The organism is Bauldia sp. (assembly GCF_020442045.1).
Lineage (GTDB): Bacteria > Pseudomonadota > Alphaproteobacteria > Rhizobiales > Kaistiaceae > Bauldia.
Genome location: NZ_JAGRLA010000088.1, coordinates 31,940 through 49,672, shown reverse-complemented (window position 1 = coordinate 49,672; position 17,733 = coordinate 31,940). Strand labels below are relative to the sequence as shown.

At 67.7% G+C, this 17,733-nt stretch carries 22 protein-coding genes; 2 read left to right on the top strand and 20 right to left on the bottom strand.

From position 1 onward, the window contains the following. The 13 genes from KDJ86_RS10280 to KDJ86_RS10220 form a co-directional block, all read right to left on the bottom strand. On the bottom strand, positions 1–771 hold a 771-nt coding region (locus KDJ86_RS10280), incomplete at its 3' end, for an ATP-dependent metallopeptidase FtsH/Yme1/Tma family protein (protein ID WP_291745263.1). A 133-nt stretch (positions 772–904) separates the two neighbouring features. Beyond that, the gene (tilS, locus tag KDJ86_RS10275) at positions 905–2,230 is read right to left on the bottom strand and encodes a tRNA lysidine(34) synthetase TilS (protein WP_291745261.1); all 1,326 of its coding nucleotides are present in this window, start codon (positions 2,228–2,230) and stop codon (positions 905–907) included. Continuing rightward, a complete protein-coding gene (gene ybgF, locus KDJ86_RS10270) occupies positions 2,217–3,062 on the bottom strand; it encodes a tol-pal system protein YbgF (protein WP_291745258.1) in 846 nt (281 codons plus the stop codon). The genes tilS and ybgF overlap by 14 nt, the downstream gene beginning before the upstream one ends. Before the next feature lie 168 nt (positions 3,063–3,230). Further along, complete coding sequence (gene pal, locus KDJ86_RS10265) at positions 3,231–3,725, bottom strand: peptidoglycan-associated lipoprotein Pal (RefSeq protein WP_291745256.1); 495 nt, start codon at positions 3,723–3,725, stop codon at positions 3,231–3,233. Positions 3,726–3,910: 185 nt separating this feature from the next. Further along, positions 3,911–5,239, bottom strand: coding sequence for a Tol-Pal system beta propeller repeat protein TolB (gene tolB / locus KDJ86_RS10260; RefSeq protein ID WP_521085278.1), 1,329 nt, complete (start codon positions 5,237–5,239; stop codon positions 3,911–3,913). A gap of 25 nt (positions 5,240–5,264) precedes the next feature. Further along, on the bottom strand, positions 5,265–6,200 hold the full coding sequence (gene tolA, locus KDJ86_RS10255) for a cell envelope integrity protein TolA (protein WP_291745254.1): 936 nt from the start codon (positions 6,198–6,200) through the stop codon (positions 5,265–5,267). 7 nt (positions 6,201–6,207) lie between these two features. Next, on the bottom strand, positions 6,208–6,654 hold the full coding sequence (locus tag KDJ86_RS10250) for an ExbD/TolR family protein (RefSeq protein ID WP_291745252.1): 447 nt from the start codon (positions 6,652–6,654) through the stop codon (positions 6,208–6,210). Between the two features lie 4 nt (positions 6,655–6,658). Then, positions 6,659–7,372 (bottom strand): protein TolQ, encoded by a 714-nt coding sequence (gene tolQ, locus KDJ86_RS10245; RefSeq protein ID WP_291745250.1) that lies wholly within the window; start codon positions 7,370–7,372, stop codon positions 6,659–6,661. 228 nt (positions 7,373–7,600) lie between these two features. Then, positions 7,601–8,065 carry a YbgC/FadM family acyl-CoA thioesterase gene (locus KDJ86_RS10240; RefSeq protein WP_291745248.1) on the bottom strand — a complete coding sequence of 155 codons (465 nt, stop codon included), beginning with the start codon at positions 8,063–8,065 and terminating at the stop codon, positions 7,601–7,603. Next, positions 8,062–9,441, bottom strand: coding sequence for a GSU2403 family nucleotidyltransferase fold protein (locus tag KDJ86_RS10235; protein WP_291745246.1), 1,380 nt, complete (start codon positions 9,439–9,441; stop codon positions 8,062–8,064). The genes KDJ86_RS10240 and KDJ86_RS10235 overlap by 4 nt, the downstream gene beginning before the upstream one ends. A 97-nt stretch (positions 9,442–9,538) precedes the next feature. Beyond that, positions 9,539–10,600, bottom strand: coding sequence for a Holliday junction branch migration DNA helicase RuvB (gene ruvB, locus KDJ86_RS10230; protein WP_291745244.1), 1,062 nt, complete (start codon positions 10,598–10,600; stop codon positions 9,539–9,541). Next, a complete protein-coding gene (locus KDJ86_RS10225) occupies positions 10,579–11,034 on the bottom strand; it encodes a hypothetical protein (protein WP_291745242.1) in 456 nt (151 codons plus the stop codon). Before KDJ86_RS10225 ends, ruvB begins: the two co-directional genes overlap by 22 nt. A 14-nt stretch (positions 11,035–11,048) precedes the next feature. Beyond that, entirely contained in the window at positions 11,049–11,435 is a 387-nt protein-coding gene (locus KDJ86_RS10220) for a hypothetical protein (protein WP_291745240.1), read from the bottom strand. A gap of 106 nt (positions 11,436–11,541) precedes the next feature. Between KDJ86_RS10220 and KDJ86_RS10215 the strand changes: the two genes are divergently transcribed. Next, a complete protein-coding gene (locus KDJ86_RS10215) occupies positions 11,542–11,883 on the top strand; it encodes a TraR/DksA family transcriptional regulator (protein ID WP_291745238.1) in 342 nt (113 codons plus the stop codon). 2 nt (positions 11,884–11,885) lie between these two features. On the opposite strand, the gene ruvA is transcribed toward KDJ86_RS10215, so the two are convergent. From ruvA to KDJ86_RS10200, 3 genes are read right to left on the bottom strand one after another with little or no spacing between them, the layout of a single operon-like run. Then, entirely contained in the window at positions 11,886–12,503 is a 618-nt protein-coding gene (ruvA, locus tag KDJ86_RS10210) for a Holliday junction branch migration protein RuvA (protein WP_291745234.1), read from the bottom strand. Positions 12,504–12,548: 45 nt separating this feature from the next. Next, positions 12,549–13,052, bottom strand: coding sequence for a crossover junction endodeoxyribonuclease RuvC (ruvC, locus tag KDJ86_RS10205; protein WP_291745232.1), 504 nt, complete (start codon positions 13,050–13,052; stop codon positions 12,549–12,551). Between the two features lie 60 nt (positions 13,053–13,112). Then, the gene (locus KDJ86_RS10200) at positions 13,113–13,748 is read right to left on the bottom strand and encodes a DUF1906 domain-containing protein (RefSeq protein WP_291745230.1); all 636 of its coding nucleotides are present in this window, start codon (positions 13,746–13,748) and stop codon (positions 13,113–13,115) included. A gap of 3 nt (positions 13,749–13,751) precedes the next feature. On the opposite strand from KDJ86_RS10200, the gene KDJ86_RS10195 reads away from it, so the two are divergent. Further along, positions 13,752–14,594: a sulfite exporter TauE/SafE family protein gene (locus KDJ86_RS10195; RefSeq protein ID WP_291745228.1), complete on the top strand. Its 843-nt coding sequence runs from the start codon at positions 13,752–13,754 to the stop codon at positions 14,592–14,594. 7 nt (positions 14,595–14,601) lie between these two features. On the opposite strand, the gene KDJ86_RS10190 is transcribed toward KDJ86_RS10195, so the two are convergent. From KDJ86_RS10190 to KDJ86_RS10175, 4 genes are all read right to left on the bottom strand, one after another. Beyond that, the gene (locus KDJ86_RS10190; RefSeq protein ID WP_291745226.1) at positions 14,602–15,222 is read right to left on the bottom strand and encodes a Pr6Pr family membrane protein; all 621 of its coding nucleotides are present in this window, start codon (positions 15,220–15,222) and stop codon (positions 14,602–14,604) included. Between the two features lie 10 nt (positions 15,223–15,232). Further along, positions 15,233–15,982 carry a YebC/PmpR family DNA-binding transcriptional regulator gene (locus KDJ86_RS10185; protein ID WP_291745224.1) on the bottom strand — a complete coding sequence of 250 codons (750 nt, stop codon included), beginning with the start codon at positions 15,980–15,982 and terminating at the stop codon, positions 15,233–15,235. A 133-nt stretch (positions 15,983–16,115) separates the two neighbouring features. Continuing rightward, a complete protein-coding gene (locus KDJ86_RS10180; protein ID WP_291745222.1) occupies positions 16,116–16,841 on the bottom strand; it encodes an alpha/beta hydrolase in 726 nt (241 codons plus the stop codon). A gap of 66 nt (positions 16,842–16,907) precedes the next feature. Further along, positions 16,908–17,732, bottom strand: coding sequence for a TIGR00282 family metallophosphoesterase (locus KDJ86_RS10175; protein WP_291745220.1), 825 nt, complete (start codon positions 17,730–17,732; stop codon positions 16,908–16,910). Between the last annotated feature and the right edge of the window lies 1 nt (position 17,733).

The following is a 17,733-nucleotide window of genomic DNA, read 5'->3' as shown; positions in this document are numbered from 1 at the left end:
GATCTCGTCGATGAAGATGATGCAGGGCGCATTCTTCTTGGCCTGCTCGAACATGTCACGGACGCGGCTCGCGCCGACACCGACGAACATCTCGACGAAGTCCGAGCCGGAGATGGTGAAGAACGGAACATTGGCCTCGCCGGCGATGGCGCGGGCGAGCAGCGTCTTGCCGGTACCGGGCGGGCCGACGAGCAGCACGCCACGCGGAATACGGCCACCGAGCCGCTGGAATTTCTGCGGGTCGCGCAGGAACTCGACGATTTCCTGCAGGTCTTCCTTCGCCTCGTCGACGCCGGCGACGTCCTCGAAGGTGACGCGGCCATGCGCCTCGGTCAGCAGCTTGGCCTTCGACTTGCCGAATCCCAGCGCCTTGCCGCCCGACCCCTGCATCTGGCGCATGAAGAATATCCACACGGCGAGGATCAGGAACATCGGCAGCCAGGAGACGAGCATGCCGATGAAGGACTGCCCGGCCTCGACCGGCGGCTTGGCACTGATCGCGACGCCGCGGTCCTCGAGCCGCTTCACCAGCTCCGGATCCTCCGGAGCGAAGGTCTGGAAGGCGCCGCCATCGGTATAGACACCGGCGATCTGCTGGCCGGAGATGACGACGTTGCGCACCCGGCCCTGATCCACGTCGGAGAGGAATTGCGAGTAGGAGATGTCCTGGCCCGCCGTTCGCTGGCTCGAATTCTGGAACAGGTTGAACAGGGCGATGAGCACCAATCCGATGATCACCCACAACGCGAAATTACGGAAATTGGCGTTCATTCTCGTCCCTCGGCGGCCCGGCACCCGCGCAGGCCCGTTTCTCAGGCGCTAAGATAGGTGCCGAATGGCGGAAATCCAACAGGAGACTGTTTCTCTATCATGCTGAAATTACGGCAGAGTGAACAGCCATTGGTCACAATTCGTCATAGATCGGGAATCGGCGCGGCCTGGCGAGGCTCGCGCTGACGGTCTGATCGACCCGGGCGGCCAGCCCTTTGGCGGTCTCGGCGGCGAAACCGAGCGTCGGCGCGAGCAACAGCGCGCCATGCCTGCGGAATGCCGGCTGGACCGCGAGCGCGGCGGCCGGAATCGAAGGCCGCCGCGCCCCGATCGCCAGCCGGCCGTCCTCGCCAAGCGCGCCGAGGACGAGATCGGCGGGCGCTCCCGAATCGACCTCGATCCTGAACCGCCCGTCCCACGCGCCCTTGAAGCCGCCGGCGACGACGATTTCCGGCAGGCCGTCCCGGCCCGTCTCGCGATAGACGAGGATGGCATCGCCCCTGATCTCGATCACCGCCCCGGCAAGCGTCCGCTTGAAGCGTCCGGCGGAGAATCCTTCGATCGCGCGATCCAGCGCCTCCAGCCGCCCGGAACGCGGCGGATAGGCCTCGCCGCCGACGGCGAGCAGCGCCCGGACCAGCAAGCGCTGGCGTACTGCCTCGGATCCGGCCGCGAAGGGCGCAAGCGGCATCCGGACGGTGCCGAGGTCGTCCACCGTGACGCGGTCGGCAATGAAGCTGTCCGCCGCGGCCTCGATCGCATCGGCAGCGGAAGCGAAGCAGGCCGCCACGGATGCCAGCTCGGCCGGGCCCAGGCCAGCGGCGGCCAGGCGCGGCATGTCCTTTCGGATGCGCGCGCGGACGAAGCGCGGATCGCGATTCATCGGATCGTCGACCGGGACGAGCCCCGCCACCGCCGTCGTCGCGGCCAGCCGTGATCGCGGAATGCCGAGGAAAGGCCTGAAGAGCGTCAGGCCATCGGTTTCGACAAGGGGACGCATCGCCGCCAGGCCGAAGATTCCCGAGCCCCGTTGCAGCCGGATCAGGAAGGTCTCGGCCTGGTCGTCCCGATGATGGGCAAGCAGGAGATGAGACGCCCCCTCCTTTCTTGCGGCCCCGACCAGCAATCGATAGCGGGCGTCGCGCGCCGCCGCCTCGTCGCTGTCGGGCGGAAGGTCGCAAACGCTCAGATGGCGGGCCGGCATGCCCCGCGCCTCGGCGGTGGCCGCGACACCGGCGGCTTCGCGATCGGACCCCGGCCTCAGGCGATGGTCGACGGTGAGCACGACCGCCATCGGCCGGTTCGGCCCGCGCCGCCAGCGATCGACCACGTCGAGGAGGGCGAGGGAATCGGCGCCGCCGGAAACCGCCAGCGCGATGATATCCGTGCCGGCAATCGGCGCGAGAAGGACCTCGGCCTCGTCGGCTGTCAGCGGTTGGGACTGCTCAGCAGCCCGCAACGGATTGTTCGCTCTCGACCCGCTGGCGGAGCGCATTCGACGAATTGGGGAACTTCCTCAGCACCTCCGTATAGGTCGAACAGGCCGCCTCGCGTTCGCCAAGTCCGGCAAGCGCCAATCCCAGCTTGAGCAGCGTGTCGGCCGCCTTGGCGCTGGTCGGATAGGCCTTGTAGCCGGCGAGGAATGCGTCCGCCGCTTCGCTGTACTGGCCTCGCGCGAACAGGCTCTCGCCAAGCCAGTATTGCGCGTCGGGCGCGCGATCGTCGGCGGGATAGGTTGCGAGGAAATTCCGGAAGGCCGCCTCCGCGAGCTCGTAGTCGCCCGACAGGATGCTGGAATAGGCTCGCTCATAGTCGGCGCGCGGATCGCCGAGCGACACGACCTGGGTCTTGGCGCGCCCGTCGCCCTCGGCCGCGCGCGGCGCGGCGCCCGGCGCGGTCAGGTCGATCGGCTGGTCGGCGGCCACCGGCGCATCGATCACCAGGCGGCCGGACGGCTCCGGCTCGACCGGCACGGCACCCGTCTCCGCGTCCGGCGCCGCCATGACGGCGCCCTCGCCTGGCTTGATGCCGAGCTCCTGCTCGATCTGGCGAAGCTTGTAGTCGAGCTCCTGGACCTGGCCGGTCAGCTCGCGGATCCGGGCCTCGGCCCGGTTCAGCCGCTCGCTGACGTCGGCCTGGGCAACCGTGGTGGGATCGCCGGCGGGCCGGGCCTCCTCGGTTCCCTGCTTCTTCGCGAAAGGGCGCCACGCGGCATCGACGGCGATCGGCGAAAGCGGGCCGCCCGCGACGAGCAGCGCGGTCAACAATACGATACCTGGTCTGGTCTTCACTTGCTCTAGCATCCCCTCGACCCCGGCCCGTCGCCAGAAAGCCGGCTGAATTCGCCCGCTGCGAAGCGGCAGATTGGCAGGGCGAGTTCGGCCAAATTTGGGCGCCGCGCGGCGCCCGGCAGGCAGGACCCGCTCCACGCGGGCCCGGCCGGGGCGGTCAGCCCACCGTCAGACGCCGGCGTTGTTGAGGACGATGACGGCGCGCCGGTTCTGCGACCAGCAGGAGATGTCGTTGCACACCGCTACCGGCCGCTCCTTGCCGTAGGAGATCGTCCGCATGCGGTTGGCGGCGATGCCGCGCGCGACGAGATAGTCGCGGACCGCTGTCGCGCGCCGCGCGCCCAGCGCGATGTTGTATTCGCGCGTTCCCCGCTCGTCCGCATGACCTTCTATGACGAAGGTGTAGCGCGGATACTGGTTGAGCCACTGGACCTGGCGGTTCAGGGTGGAAACGGCTTGCGGCGTGAATTCGACGGAGTCGGTCTGGAAGAAGACGCGATCGCCCACCGTGACGACGAAGTCCTGGGGGCTCCCGGGGGTCGCCGCGGCACCGGTGATGCTGAGGTCCGCGCCGGTCAGGTTCTTCTGTCCCGAACAGGCCGCAAGAACCAGGGCTACCCCGACGATAAGGGCCATCCGGCCCAAGCGCGAAACTTGCGGCATTCTCTTTAAGTCCCCGTCTACCATACCGGCCATCTAACCGGCATGTGGTTAAGCACAGGTTCAGCGACTTGGTTAATCAAACGTCAAGGGTCGCGCCCGTCATGTCGCCGTCCGCGCCGCCGCGACGCTCGAAAGTCGCGTCGTCCGGTGCCCCTCGCCCGCGACCGGAACCTAGAGCCGCGCGATCAGTTGATCAAGGGCGACCAGGCGGGGTCGGACGCGAAGCCCGGTGTCGGCACGCGGAATTCGTTGTAGCCGCTGACGTCGATGGTCCAGAGCTGCGGCCCGCCATTGCCTCCCGGCGTGTCCCTGAAGAACATCAGGACCCGCCCGTTGGGCGCCCAGGTCGGACCCTCGTTATGGAACCCTTCGGTGAGCATGCGCTCGCCGCTGCCGTCGGGCCGGATGAGGCCGATCCCGAACTGTCCGGCGCGGCGGCGGGTGAAGGCGATATAGTCGCCGCGCGGCGACCAGACCGGCGTCGAATATGTGCCCTCGCCGAAGGTGATGCGCTGCGGATTGGCACCGTTGGCCTCCATCACATAGAGCTGCTGCGACCCGCCGCGATCGGATTCGAAGACGATCTTCGAGCCGTCCGGCGAGTAGGACGGGCTGGTGTCGATGGCCGCGTCGTCGGTCAGCCGCGTGGTCCGGCGGGTGCGCAGGTCCATGGTGTAGATATTGGCGTTGCCGTCCTGCTGCAGGCTCATGATCACCTGCTGGCCGTCCGGCGAGAACCGCGGCGCGAAGGTCATGCCCGGGAAGTCGCCGACCAGTTCGCGCTGGCCGCTCTCGATGTTGAGCAGATAGACGCGCGGCGTGCCGCCGTCATAGGACATGTAGGTGATTTCCTGCGTCGACGGGCTGAAGCGTGGCGTCAGCACGAGGTCGCTGCCGCCGGTCAGGTAGCGGATATTGGCACCGTCCTGGTCCATGATCGCCAGCCGCTTGGTCCGGTTGTCCTTGGGGCCGCTCTCGTCGACGAAGACGATCCGCGTATCGAAATAGCCGCGCTCGCCGGTCAGCCGCTCGTAGATGGCGTCGGCGATGATATGCGCGACGCGCCGCCAGTTCTCGGGACTGGTGAAGAATTGCTGGCCCGCGACCTGGTCGCCGCCGAAGACGTCCCACAGCCGGAACTCGGTTCGCAGCCGCCCGTCGGCGAGCTGCTCGACGCCGCCGATCACCAGGGCCTGGGCATTGGCGAGCCGCCAGTTGGCGAAATTCGGCACCGCATCGGCCGACGCCGAACGTTCGACGAAGGCGGACGGGTCGAGCGGCAGGAAGAGACCGGAGCGCTGGAGATCCGAGGTGACGACTTCGGCGATCGCCGGCCCGAGCTGCGGGTTCCCGGCGAGCGACAGGAAGGCCGGAATCGCGATCGGCACCGGCTGGATGTTGCCGCGGGTGACGTCGAGCTCGAGCTGGGCGCGCGCCGGCAGCGCCAGGGCGAGAAGCACGACGAGGCCGCGAACCACCGCGAGCCACGCAGTGTCGCGCCGGACGGCGCGCACCGCCCGCTTCCCCCCGCGAACCAGGTCAACCACCGAACATCTCCCTCGGATCGAACGTCATGATGATCTCTTTCCAGCTGTCGTATTTCTCGACCGGAAGATTGAAGGGCGCGCAGCGCTGCACGGCGCGCAGCGCGCTCTCGGCGGCGACCTGCCCGATCTGGGTCGGCTTGTATTCGACGACTTCCGGCGTGCGCAGCAGCGTCCCGCCCTGACTGAGGAACACCTTCACCTTGACGCGCAATTCGGCCGGATCGACCCGCGTCGGCGGGATGTCCCAGCAGGCGGCGAGCTTTGCCCGGAGCGCATCGATCTCGCTGACGCTGAGCTGCTTGAAGGGCGAGCCGGTGACCGCGCCGATCGCCGCCTGCCGGTCCGACTCCGCCGGGGCCGAGCTCGGCTTGGTGGTGTCGAGCAGCGCCGCGATGTCGTCGGAGCGTTCCCTGGCCTCCGAGGGCGGCGCCTGGTGCGGCGGCCGCACGCGCGGCAGCGGCGTCGCGACGGCGACCTCCTTCGGCGCGTCGAGGACGTTTTCCGGCTTGGGCGTCTCCTCGGCCGCGGGATCGAGTTCGGGGGCCGCGTCCGCCTCGGTCGGGTCGGGCAGCGGCTCGGCGTCCTGAAGCGCCTGGTTGGGGTCGGCCTGGTCCGGCACGGGCTCCGGGTCCGGCGAGGGCGGCGGCGGCGGCGGGGTCGGCTTGACCGGGTCCTCGGCCGGCGGCTCGGGCGCCGGCTGGGCTATCTCGGCGACCTGGTCGGTCGGATCGTTGGGCGCCGGGTCCTCGGCGACCTCGGCATCCCTGATGCCGAGCGGCGTGCTGCTTTCCTCGTCGATCTCGACGAATTCGATCGGCAGCGCCTCGAAATCGCTGGCGTCGAGCGGCTCGAAGGCGCTCAGCGAGATGAGCCCCCAGCCGATCAGGACCAGGTGGAAGACGGCCGAAACGGCGAGCCCGGTCCGCATGGCGCGATCAGCCGTCCGGGTCCTTCAGCGCGACCAGCCCGATCCGCTTGAAGCCGGCGCCGTTCATCGTGCCCATCACCTTCATGATCGTGCCGTAGCTCGCGGTCCGGTCGCCGCGGACATAGATGCGCTCGTCGAGTCCGTTGGGGGCGAGCGCCGTCAGGCGCGGCACGAGCTCGTCGATCGTGACCTCCTCCTCGCCGACGAAGATCCGCGCCTCGGGATCGATGGTGACCGTCAGCGGCTCCTTTTCCAGCGCCAGCGGGCTTGCCGGCGCCTTCGGCAGGTCGATCGGCACGCCGGCGGAAAGCAGCGGCGCGGTGACCATGAAGACGATCAGCAGCACCAGCATCACGTCGACGAAGGGCGTGACGTTGATCTCGCTCATCGGCCGGGCGTGGCGGCGGCGGCGCCGGCCGCGCATGCTGCCTCCCGATCCCGTTGCCATGGCCATTGGCTCAAGCCCTTTCGTCGACCTGTCGCGACAGAATGGCGGAGAATTCGTCGGCGAAGCCTTCCAGCCGCTCGCCGATCCTGCCCGCGTCATTCGACAGCTTGTTGTAAGCAATCACTGCCGGTATGGCGGCAAGAAGGCCGAGCGCCGTCGCCAGCAGCGCCTCGGCGATGCCGGGAGCGACGACCGCGAGCGAGGTATTCTTCGAGGCCGAGATCGCCTGGAAGCTCGACATGATGCCCCAGACGGTGCCGAACAGGCCGACGAAGGGCCCGGCCGAACCGACCGTCGCCAGGAACAGCAGCCGCCTTTCGAGCCGCGCCGTCTCGCGGACGATGGTCACGTCGATGACCTTCTCGATCCGGGTCTGGAGGCCGATCGGCGAACGGGCTCCGGCCTCGAAGCTGCGTTTCCATTCGCGCATCGCCGCGACGAAAATCGATGCCATGCCCGACGGCGTCCGCCCGCTCAGCGAGCGATAGAGCTCCTCGAGCGACTGCCCCGACCAGAAGACCTTCTCGAACCGGTCCATCTGACGCCGGGCGCGCGAATAGAGGATCGACTTGTCGACGATGATCGCCCAGCACCATACCGAGGCGAGGATCAGGCCGATGATGACCAGCTTGACGACGATATGCGCCTGGAGGAACAGCGACACCAGGGAGATATCGCCAGCGGGCGAGACAAGAACCGCCTCCGTCACCCCATCAATCGGCATGAACACGTTACCTTTCGGACCATGAATTCCTGCGGCACAGGCGGAACGGCGAAGGCAAATCGCCGCATGCCGCAGTCGAATCGCGTCCGGGCTCTTCAAGCCATCGGGCCGGGCGTTTGCTCGGGGTCCGGTGTCTCGCCGTGAATTTTGTCAAAACGAGGGCCGCCGGACGCCGATCCACCCTCGCAAACCCTTGGCATTTCTAGACTTGTTACAGTTAACGAAGGGTTATTCCCCGGCCGCCCCCTCGAACACCGCGCGCACCGAATCCGGTATGCGCCGGGCCCTGCCCTCGCGGTTGATCAGGACGATGGTGACATCCGCCTCGACCAGCGGCTGGCCGTCGCGATCGATGGTCTGGCGAAGCTCCAGCCGCGCCCCGCCCATCCCCCTGACGGTCGTGCGGACCTCCAGCAGGTCGTCGATCCGGGCCGGCTTGAGGAAATCGATGTTGATCCGCCGGACCGCGAAGACCAGCGGCTCGCCATGGTCGCCCTGGCCGAGCCCGGTATGGCCGACGCCGATCAGCCGGACGAAGTCCGAGCGCCCGCGCTCCATGAAGCGGATGTAGCTGCCGTGATAGACGACGCCGGAGAAGTCTGTGTCCTCGAAATAGATCCTGACCGGCAGCAGGTGACCGCCGGGGATGAGGCGGCCGGCGAGATCGGGCCATTTCGGATCGAGGTCGGTCACGGTGCGGCCCTGTTGTCTCCCGGTGTCGCCCAGCTGGAGCGGAGCTGGACATCCTTCCCGGACTGCTCGATTTCCAGTGATCCTATCAGGATATGTCCGGGTTCTTCGATCGGCCGATCGAGGTATTTCGCGCGTGCCAGCGCCTCGATGGTTGAGCGGTTCTTGAGGAAGGCGTCAAGACGCGCCTGTTTCTCGGTGCCAGCAGATCCGAAATGATCCTCCAGCGCCTCGCCGGTAATCTCGCACAGGACAGCGCCTCCGGCGGTCTCTCCTTTGAAGGCGACAACGTCGCGATCGAAATCATATCGTGGCATCGGCGCGCGAAATGACAGACCGATCCCGGGGAGGAGGTTGCGCAGGCCGCGGACCGCGATGAGAACACGATCTCTCGTATCGGCCTCGATCTGTCCCAGGCCTTCTGTCACAAGCAATCGCCAGGTCCTGCCCCGCTCGACAGCCTCTGTCCATGCTGCCGCCAGATCACGGGGGCGGGTCGTGGCGAGCACGTTGAGCAGGGTTTCCGCTTGGTGGATGTCCTTATCCTGCTTCGCTGCCCCGACAGCACGACGGCGCGAAACAATGAGCTTGTGAAGGGCATACCGTTGCGGCGCGGGGACGAGCACGTACACACCTGCATCATGCAAGAGAACAGCAGGCTCCGGATCATGGATGAGGTAGTCGAGGAATCGAAGTGGCAGGGCATCCGTATGGAATGACGGCAACGGCTCCGGGATATCGGTATCGGGACCCTCGTTCGGTGTGAGGAAATCGACTCGCAGGCCGCCCTTGGCTTGGTAGCTGACGATCCTTCCTGCATGGAGATTTGGAACAGGTTGAAACGTCGGTTCAATCTCCTTCAGGATTTCGAGCATTGGTGGCGTTTCGTCCTCGACCGCGACCGAAACATTCGTGAACTGCGCAATGTCGATGTCACCTGTTCGCGCGGCTTGATCTGGCAGCTTCACGCCGAGCATTGTCGAATAGGTCTGGTAGGCGACGGTCCCGACAAGGACGCCACGGAGCCGGAATACGCCGGCTTTTGCCAACCCGGCAACGACGTTTGCCAGTTCCGGCGGCGGGCGGGACATGCCGAAGGAGCGGACAAGCGTCGAGATCAGGGAACGACGTTCCCGCTCGTCATCCCGCGCTTCCCTGTGGCGAGCGATACGTTCGAGCAATTCCGGCGTTTCCGGGCCGACATACCGCTGCGATCGGCCTTCGGACGACGGAAGCTGGAAATACCAGTAGATGCGGCCCCGCACCGTTTTCTTGATGAAAGCGCCATCCTCGGGAAAATCGTCGGAGAAGGCCGCTGAGGCACAGCGTTCCAGCAATTCGGCGTAGGTCGTCTGAAGGACGAGGGCGGGGGCCGGCACCGGAGGCTCCATCGTTATACGCAACCTGCGGAATGCGTATAACATACAGCCGTTGCTGCGACAACGGCGTTATACGCAATCTGCAAAACGCGTATAACTAGCTATCGCCATCCGTTCCATCGCCGAACAGGCCAAATTGCGCCGCCGGGTTGGCCGGCGCTTCGAGGCCGAGGTGACGGAAGGCGCCCGTGGTCAGCAGCCGGCCGCGCGGCGTCCGCTGGACGAAGCCCTGCTGGATCAGGAAGGGCTCGACGATCTCCTCGATCGCGTCGCGCGGTTCGGAGAGCGCCGCGGCGATGGTCTCGATCCCGACCGGCCCGCCGCCGAAGCTCATCGCGATCAGGTCCATGTAGCGGCGATCGAGCGCGTCGAAACCGAGGGAATCGACCTCGAGCCGCTGCAGCGCCCGGTCGGCGACCTTGGCGTCGACCGCCTCGACCCCGTCGGCCATGGCGAAGTCGCGGACCCGGCGGAGGAGCCGCGAGGCGATGCGCGGCGTGCCCCGCGAGCGGCGGGCGATCTCGGTCGCGCCGTCCTCGGTCAGCGGCATGCCGAGGATGCGCGCGCCGCGCGTGACGATGTGCTCGAGCTCGGCGACCGAATAGAAGTTGAGCCGGATCGGAATCCCGAAACGGTCGCGGAGCGGCGTGGTCAGCAGCCCCTGCCGGGTGGTCGCGCCGACGAGCGTGAAGGGCGCGAGCTCGATCTTGACCGAGCGCGCCGCCGGCCCCTCGCCGATGATCAGGTCGAGCTGGAAATCCTCCAGCGCCGGGTAGAGGATTTCCTCGACCGCCGGCGAGAGACGATGGATCTCGTCGATGAACAGGACGTCGCGCGGCTCGAGATTGGTGAGCAGCGCCGCGAGGTCGCCGGCCTTGGCGATGACGGGACCGGAGGTGGCGCGGAAATTGACGCCGAGTTCGCGGGCGACGATCTGGGCAAGCGTCGTCTTGCCGAGGCCGGGCGGTCCGACGAAGAGGACATGGTCGAGCGCCTCGCCGCGCGAGCGCGCCGCCTCGATGAACACCTTGAGATTGGCGCAGGCCTGCGGCTGGCCGACGAAGTCGGCGAGAAGCTGCGGCCGCAGCGTCGCGTCCGGAGCGTCGTCGTCGCGCAGATCGGGAGAGACCATGCGGCTCATGTCGCGGCATCCGTCCATCGAATGGTCAACAGCAATACGATTGCACAGATGACGGCGGGCACGGCACCCACCACCGTCATGATCATCGTGAATCCCGGTTCCTCGGAAGCGGCAATCTGCGCGGAATGCCAGGCCAGGGTGACGGCGGCGCCGACAGCGGCGGCAACGATCACAAGCCAGACCGGCCGAAGGCCGATTGCCCGGAGGGTTTCAATCACGACCGCGATGATCAATGCCGGCAGGATGCCGAGCTTGTAGGCGCTGACCAAAGCGATCGCCCACGTCTGGACCGCTAACGGCCAGGGAAGGGTAAGATAGACCAGAACGCGCGGCATTGCGAAAAAGAACACAAACAGCGCAGCGACCGGCCCCAACACGCCGAACACGCCGATCGCCAACGGATAATACGGCTGTCGCTGCATCCAGCCGAAGCGCCACGGTGTTCGCGCCATGTGACCAGGTCCCGTCATGACGCACGCCGTCGGCGGAGCCACCAGCAGCAGACGGTCGCGATGCCGCTGCCGGCAACGATCGCATTGCTCATCAGGGAATCGCCCGGACTGTGCCCCATCGAAAGCACCCATACCACGCCGGCCATCAGACCGACGAACGCGGCCGCCAGCAGGGTGCTGCGCTGGCGGTCATAGTCAACCACCGCGAATATCCCGCCGACCAGCAGTGCCGGAAAGGCGCCGATCGGATAGGCGAGCCACAGGCCCCAGATCGTCGCGGAAAGAAACCACACGCTCGCATCATGGGTGGTGACGTTGAAGCCGAGGAACACCAGCGTGGCGATGACCACCAGCCCGCCGATCGCCGGCCCGAGGGCCGCGAAGACCAGCATGGTGAACAAGGCTCTGATGCCCGGCGAGGTTCTCCGGGCCGTCCCTTGACCCGTCCCCGGTGGTGAATCCTGCCCGGGCGCGCCCTGGTCATCGACCATGGGACGCGACCCGCCTATGCTCGCGACGATGGACCTCGACCACGCCCGCGAAATCCTGCTCGCCGCCCGTGCCGAGCTTGAAGACCTCCGCGAACAGAGCGCCGAAAGCCGGCGGACGGTGACCCTCGACCAGCAGAGCGTCGGCCGCCTGTCGCGGATGGACGCGATGCAGGGCCAGGCCATGGCGCTTGCGGCGGAGCAGCGCCGGGCGACGGAGATGGCGCGCATCGACGCGGCACTCGCCCGGATCGACGACGGCAGCTACGGCGAATGCCTGCGCTGCGGCGAGGACATTGCCGCGGCGCGGCTCGGGATCGACCCGGCCGCGACGCTCTGCGTCGACTGCGCTCGGGGATAGACTCACCGCGCCAGTTCCTTGAGGCCGAGGCGGATGAGTTCCGCTGTGTCGGCATCATCGCCGGCGGCGCGGGCGGCCGCCGCGATCGCCGCGCTTGCCTGGACCTGGGCATAGCCGAGATTGACCAGCGCCGAGACCGCGTCGGCAACCGGCTGCGGCGCGCGCCTGTCGGCAATATCGGACTGGAGATGGATCACCGCCGGGTCGGCGCTGGCATAGGCCGGCGCCTTGTCACGCAGCTCGGCGACGATGCGTTCGGCGACCTTCTTGCCGACGCCCGGCGCCCGCGCCACCTGCGCCTTGTCCTGGAGCGCGATGGCCGTGGCGAGATCACCCGGAGTCATCGTCCCGAGCACCCCGAGCGCCACCCGCGCCCCGACGCCCTGCACGGTCTGGAGCAGGCGGAACCATTCGCGCTCGACGTCGCTGGCGAAGCCGAACAGCCGGATCATGTCCTCGCGGACATAGGTCTCGATCGACAGCGTCGCCGCCTCGCCCGGCTGCGGCAGGGTCTGGAGGGTGCGCGCCGAGCAATGGACCTGATAGCCGACGCCGCCGACGTCGACGATCACCCAGTCCTCGCCGTAGGAATCGATGATGCCCTTGAGCTTGCCGATCATGACGTCTCGCTAGCACGGGTTGGCGGGCGCGCGCCCCGACATGGCTCACGATACTCCGGCGAGGACGCGGGCGGTGCGGTGATGGGCGTGGCAGATGGCGATGGCGAGCGCATCCGCCGCGTCGTCGCTGTCGAATGTGGCGCGGGGAAGGAGCACCCGCACCATCGCCCGGATCTGTCCCTTCTCGGCATGACCGGCGCCGACGATCGTCTTCTTCACCGCGTTGGGCGCGTATTCGGCGACGGCGAGGCCGGCCTGGGCGGGCACCAGCAGCGCGATGCCCCGCGCCTGGCCGAGCTTCAGCGTCGCCGAGCCGTCGCGGTTGACGAAGGTCTGCTCGACCGCCGCCTCGTCCGGGGCATGGGCGCTGACCACCTCCGAGAGTCCGGCATGGAGCGCCAGCAGCCGGCCCGCCAGCTCGCCGTCGAGCGGCGCCTTGATCGTCCCCGAGGCGACGAAGCCGAGCTCGTTGCCGCGCATGGTGACGACCCCCCAGCCGGTGCGGCGGAGACCGGGATCGACCCCGAGGATGCGAATCGGCGCGTTCATCAGATCCAACCGGTACCCCCGAAGAGGCCCGGACGCCAAGGCCGCCGGCGCCCCGTCCGCCTAGCCGGGTCCGGCGATCGGCACGTCCAGCCGTGCAAAGGCGCCGAAGTCGGCGATGCCTTCGCCTGGGTGGCTGCGGTCGACCGGCAGTCCGCAAAGGCTGTCGGGCGGGTCCTGACGGAGCGTCCAGGCGTCGAAGGCGACGTCGCCGGGTTTGTTCGACAGCCATGTCAGGTCGGCAAGTCCGGCTTTATGGAGCGCTTCGCAGACCCGTCCGGTGCCGTAGGCCCCGAGCCGGTAGCCGGGGCGATTGCCGGCCCCGGCAATCTCACGCCGCACGGCCTCGAAATGGGGAAGGATACGCGCCGCGATGTCGGCGTCGCTCGCGTCATAGTCGACCGCGAAGTAGATCGCCGACCCCGCCGGCTGGCCGATCTCGGCTGTCGCATAGTCGCGGGCACAAGCCCCGTCGGCTTCCCCGAGGGCTGCCGAGAAGCAATCGCCGCTGTCGCCGGCATTCTGGAAGACGGCGCCGATCGCGATGCCGGCGGAAATCAGCGCCTCCGCCTCGGGACGCGTCAGCCGCTTCTCCGGCAGCCGGGTCCGCCGCGCATAGTAGCGAAACACCGTCGAGACGCCGGCGTCCCTGAGGCGCCCGGCCGCGTCCCGCGTGGTCCTGCCGGTGTCTATGATCATCCCATGCCCCGCCCATCGCCCGCCCGCGGCCCGCCCATGGTCGACGCGGAGGCAATAATCTGGCACGACCTGCCGGTCATCGACACCACCTGCCGGCCTCCCATGCCCCTCGATTCCGCCCATCTGGTCGCCATCGCCGCAACCTTCGTCGCGGCCTTCGTCCGCGGCTTCACCGGTTTCGGTTCCGCGTTGATTTTCATGCCCTTGGCAAGCGCCGCCTTCTCGCCCCAGCTTGCCGCGCCGGTGCTTCTGATCACCGATTTCATCCTCGGCATCCCGCTGGTCGTCGCCGCCTTTCGCGAGGTCCGCTGGCGGACGGTGCTGCCGGCGGCGATCGCCGCGATCCTCACCACGCCCCTCGGCGCCCATGCCCTCGCCCACGGCGACCCGCTGATCCTGCGCTGGGCGATATCGGCCATCGTCCTCGCGCTCCTCATCCTGCTGATGTCGGGCTGGCGCTACCCGGGCGAGCCGCAGCCGCTCCCCTCGCTCGGCGTCGGCGCCGCCGCCGGCTTCCTCGGCGGCATCGGCCAGGTCTCCGGCCCGCCGGTCGTCGCCTACTGGATCGGCGGGCCCGACAAGACCACGGTGATCCGGGCGAACCTCTTCTGTTTCTTCGCCGTGATCAGCCTTTCGTCGTTCGCCGCCTATCTCTGGAACGGCCTTTATTCGAGCGAGGTCATCGACCTCTTCCTGTTGCTGGCGCCCGTCTATGCGATCGCCCTCGGCATCGGTGCGCTCGTCTTCCGCAGGACCGCCGGCGCCGCCTACCGCCCCTTCGCCTATGCCGTGATCGCGCTCGCCGTGCTGACCAGCATGCCCGTCTTCGATGGCTTGCTCGGATAGGCAGGTCTCAGGCGGATCGTGACCACCCGTGCCGACCGAGCAATCGATCGATCAGGATATAGAATGTCGCGACCACGGCGAAGAAGACGCCGAAGATCGCGACGTTGCGGAAAAAATCCAGGTAGCCGATCTTCGCCGCGTCGACGAAGGGATACGGCCAGAAACCCGACAACGCCCCGTGCAGCAGCGTCCATGCGCCGTAGACGAAGGGCGGGACCAGCACCCAGACGATGGCGCCGAAACGCAGGCCGCCCTTCGGCACCGCCACGAGCCAGAACAAAAGGAAGGCCGGCGGCATTGCGTAATGCAGGATGTGGTCGAAATGCCGGGCCCAGCCCTCGAGACGATAGAGGCTCGCCAGCATGACGTAATAGGTGAGCGCGGTCACGGTGATGTAGACCATGGTCGCCATGGCGACCGGCGGCCGCAAGAGGAAACGGCCGACCCGCGAATCGGGCGCCAGCGCCGCCGCTGTCAGCGTCGCGGCGACCAGGATATTGCTGAGGATCGTGAAATAGCTGAAGTAGTTGACCGTGCCGGCGAAGCCTTCGACATCGGTCGCGAAATACTGGCCGACGACCGCGAACCAGCCGACGATCGCGAGAACGCCGGCACCGGTCGGCGCCACGGACCCGGCCTCACGCCGCGGTCAGGCGCTCCATGACCTCGTCCGAGACCTCGAAGTTGGAATAGACCGTCTGGACGTCGTCGTCGTCGTCGAGCGCGGCGACCAGCTTCATCATGGTGCCCGCCTTTTCCTCGTCGAGCTCGGTCGTCGTCTGCGGCACCCAGACCGCCTTCACCGTCTCGGCCTCGCCAAGCGTCTCCTCGAGCGCCTTGGCGACATCGCCGAGATCGGTGAACGAGCAGGTGATGACGTGGCCGTCCGCGTCGCTCTGCACATCGTCCGCGCCGGCATTGATCGCCGCCTCGAGCACCTCATCCGCCGAGCCGACCTCGGGCTTGTAGGAAATCTGTCCGGCGCGATCGAACATGAAGGAGACCGAACCGGTCTCGCCAAGCGCGCCGCCGTATTTGGTGAAACAGGAGCGGACGGCACTGGCCGTGCGGTTGCGGTTGTCGGTCAGCGCCTCGACGACCACCGCGACGCCACCCGGCCCATAGCCCTCGTAGCGGATCTCCTCGTAATTCTCCGAGTCGCCGCCGGACGCCTTCTTGATGGCGCGCTCGATATTGTCCTTCGGCATGTTCTCGGCACGCGCATTCTGGATGGCGAGGCGCAGCCGCGGATTCATCCCCGGATCGGGCGAGCCGAGCTTTGCCGCCACCGTGATCTCGCGCGCGAGCTTGGAGAAGACCTTGGAGCGCTTCGCGTCGGCGGCGCCCTTCTTGTGCATGATATTCTTGAATTGCGAATGGCCGGCCATGGGCTGCTCCGGGAATATGCGAACGGGACACCGCACCTGAACAAGGCGGGAGTCCCCTGGGTGTGGTTGATTTGCCGCGCGTTATACGTCCGGGACCGGTGGAAAGGAAGGCCGGGCGCGCCGACTTTTGCGGCTAGCCGAGCCCGTCGATCCAGTCGAGAACCGGCGCGGCGGCGATTTCGAGAAGCGACCCCGCTATCAGCCAGTGGCCTTGACCAGGGACTGTGATCAGTTCCGCGTCGTAGCGCCTTGCGAGCGTCCGTCCGACCGAAAGCGGGACCAGGCGGTCCGACCTGCCGTGCAGCACCAGGACCGGACAGCGCACCGCCCGCGCGTCGACCCGCGCCAGACCGAAGACCAGGGACCGATAGACACGGCCCGATTCATGAACGAAATCGGGGAGGATCTCCTCGCGCTCGGCCACCGCCAGATCGTGCAGGGTCAGCATCTCCAGGCCGATCCGGGTCGGACGTATCGGCCGTCCGAGCAGGACCAGCGGCGCGAGCGGCAGGAAATGCGGGAGGGCCACGGCGGTGACCGGCAAGCGTCCGGGCGGCAACGACGCGACCAATATGATCGCGGCGCAAGCCGTCCTCGTGGCGAGCTGTTGCGCGAGAAGACCGCCGAGCGAATGGCCAATCACGATCGGCGGCCGGTCGAACGCGTTCCGCGCCGCGACGACGGCGGCGAGGTAATCCTTCATCCCGAGGCGGGCGAGCGCCGCCGTGTCGTCGGGCGCATGGCCCGGCAGGGCCGGCGCGAGACACTGGTGGCCGGCGGACGCGAAATAGGCTTCCCACGCCCGCATATGGGCCGGCTGGCTGCACGCGCCGTGAAGGAGCAGGACTGGAGGCTTCATTCGAATCGCGCCCGATGCAGCCATCTTACAGCGCTACCGGTCGCCGGGGACGATTCCGCCGCCTGGTCAATCGACCCAGAAAGACGGGATCGTCTCCGCGAGCACGCCGCCCTGCCGGAACGGGGCGACCCCGGTCGCGAGCCCGGTATTGTCGTCGACCTCGACCGCGAGACCGGCGAGAGTCGCCTCGCCCCGTGCGGCGGAAAAGCGCTCGCCCGGCACCTTGGTCAGGAAGCGCCGCAAGGGCTCCTCCTTGTCCATGCCGATGACGGAATCATAGTCGCCGCACATCCCGACATCGGTCTGATAGGCGGTGCCGCCCGCGAGCACGCGATAGTCCGAGGTCGGTACGTGGGTGTGGGTGCCGACCAGCAGCGTCGCCCGGCCGTCGACATGAAAGGCCGCCGCCTGCTTCTCGCTCGACGCCTCGGCATGGAAATCGATGACGAGCGCGTCGGCCTGCTCGCCGAGCGGACAGGCGGCGAGCTCGCGGTCGATCGCCGCGAAGGGATCGTCGAGCGCGTCCATGAAGACCCGTCCCATCACGTTGATGACCAGCACCCGCGCGCCGTTCCTCGCGGTGAACAGCCCGGAGCCCTTGCCGGGCGTGCCGGCCGGGAAGTTGGTCGGACGCAGGAAGCGGTCCTGCCGTTCGGCAAAGACAAGCGCCTCGCGCTGGTCGAAGGCATGGTTGCCGGTGGTGACGACATCCGCCCCGGCATCGAGGATGGCGGCGTGGATGTCCTCGGTGATGCCGAAGCCGCCCGCGGCGTTCTCGCCATTGACGACGACGAAATCGAGCCGCCGCTCCTCGATCAGGGCGGGAAGCGTCTCGACGACGGCGTTCCGCCCGCTGCGCCCAACGATATCGCCGAGAAAAAGGAGTCGCATG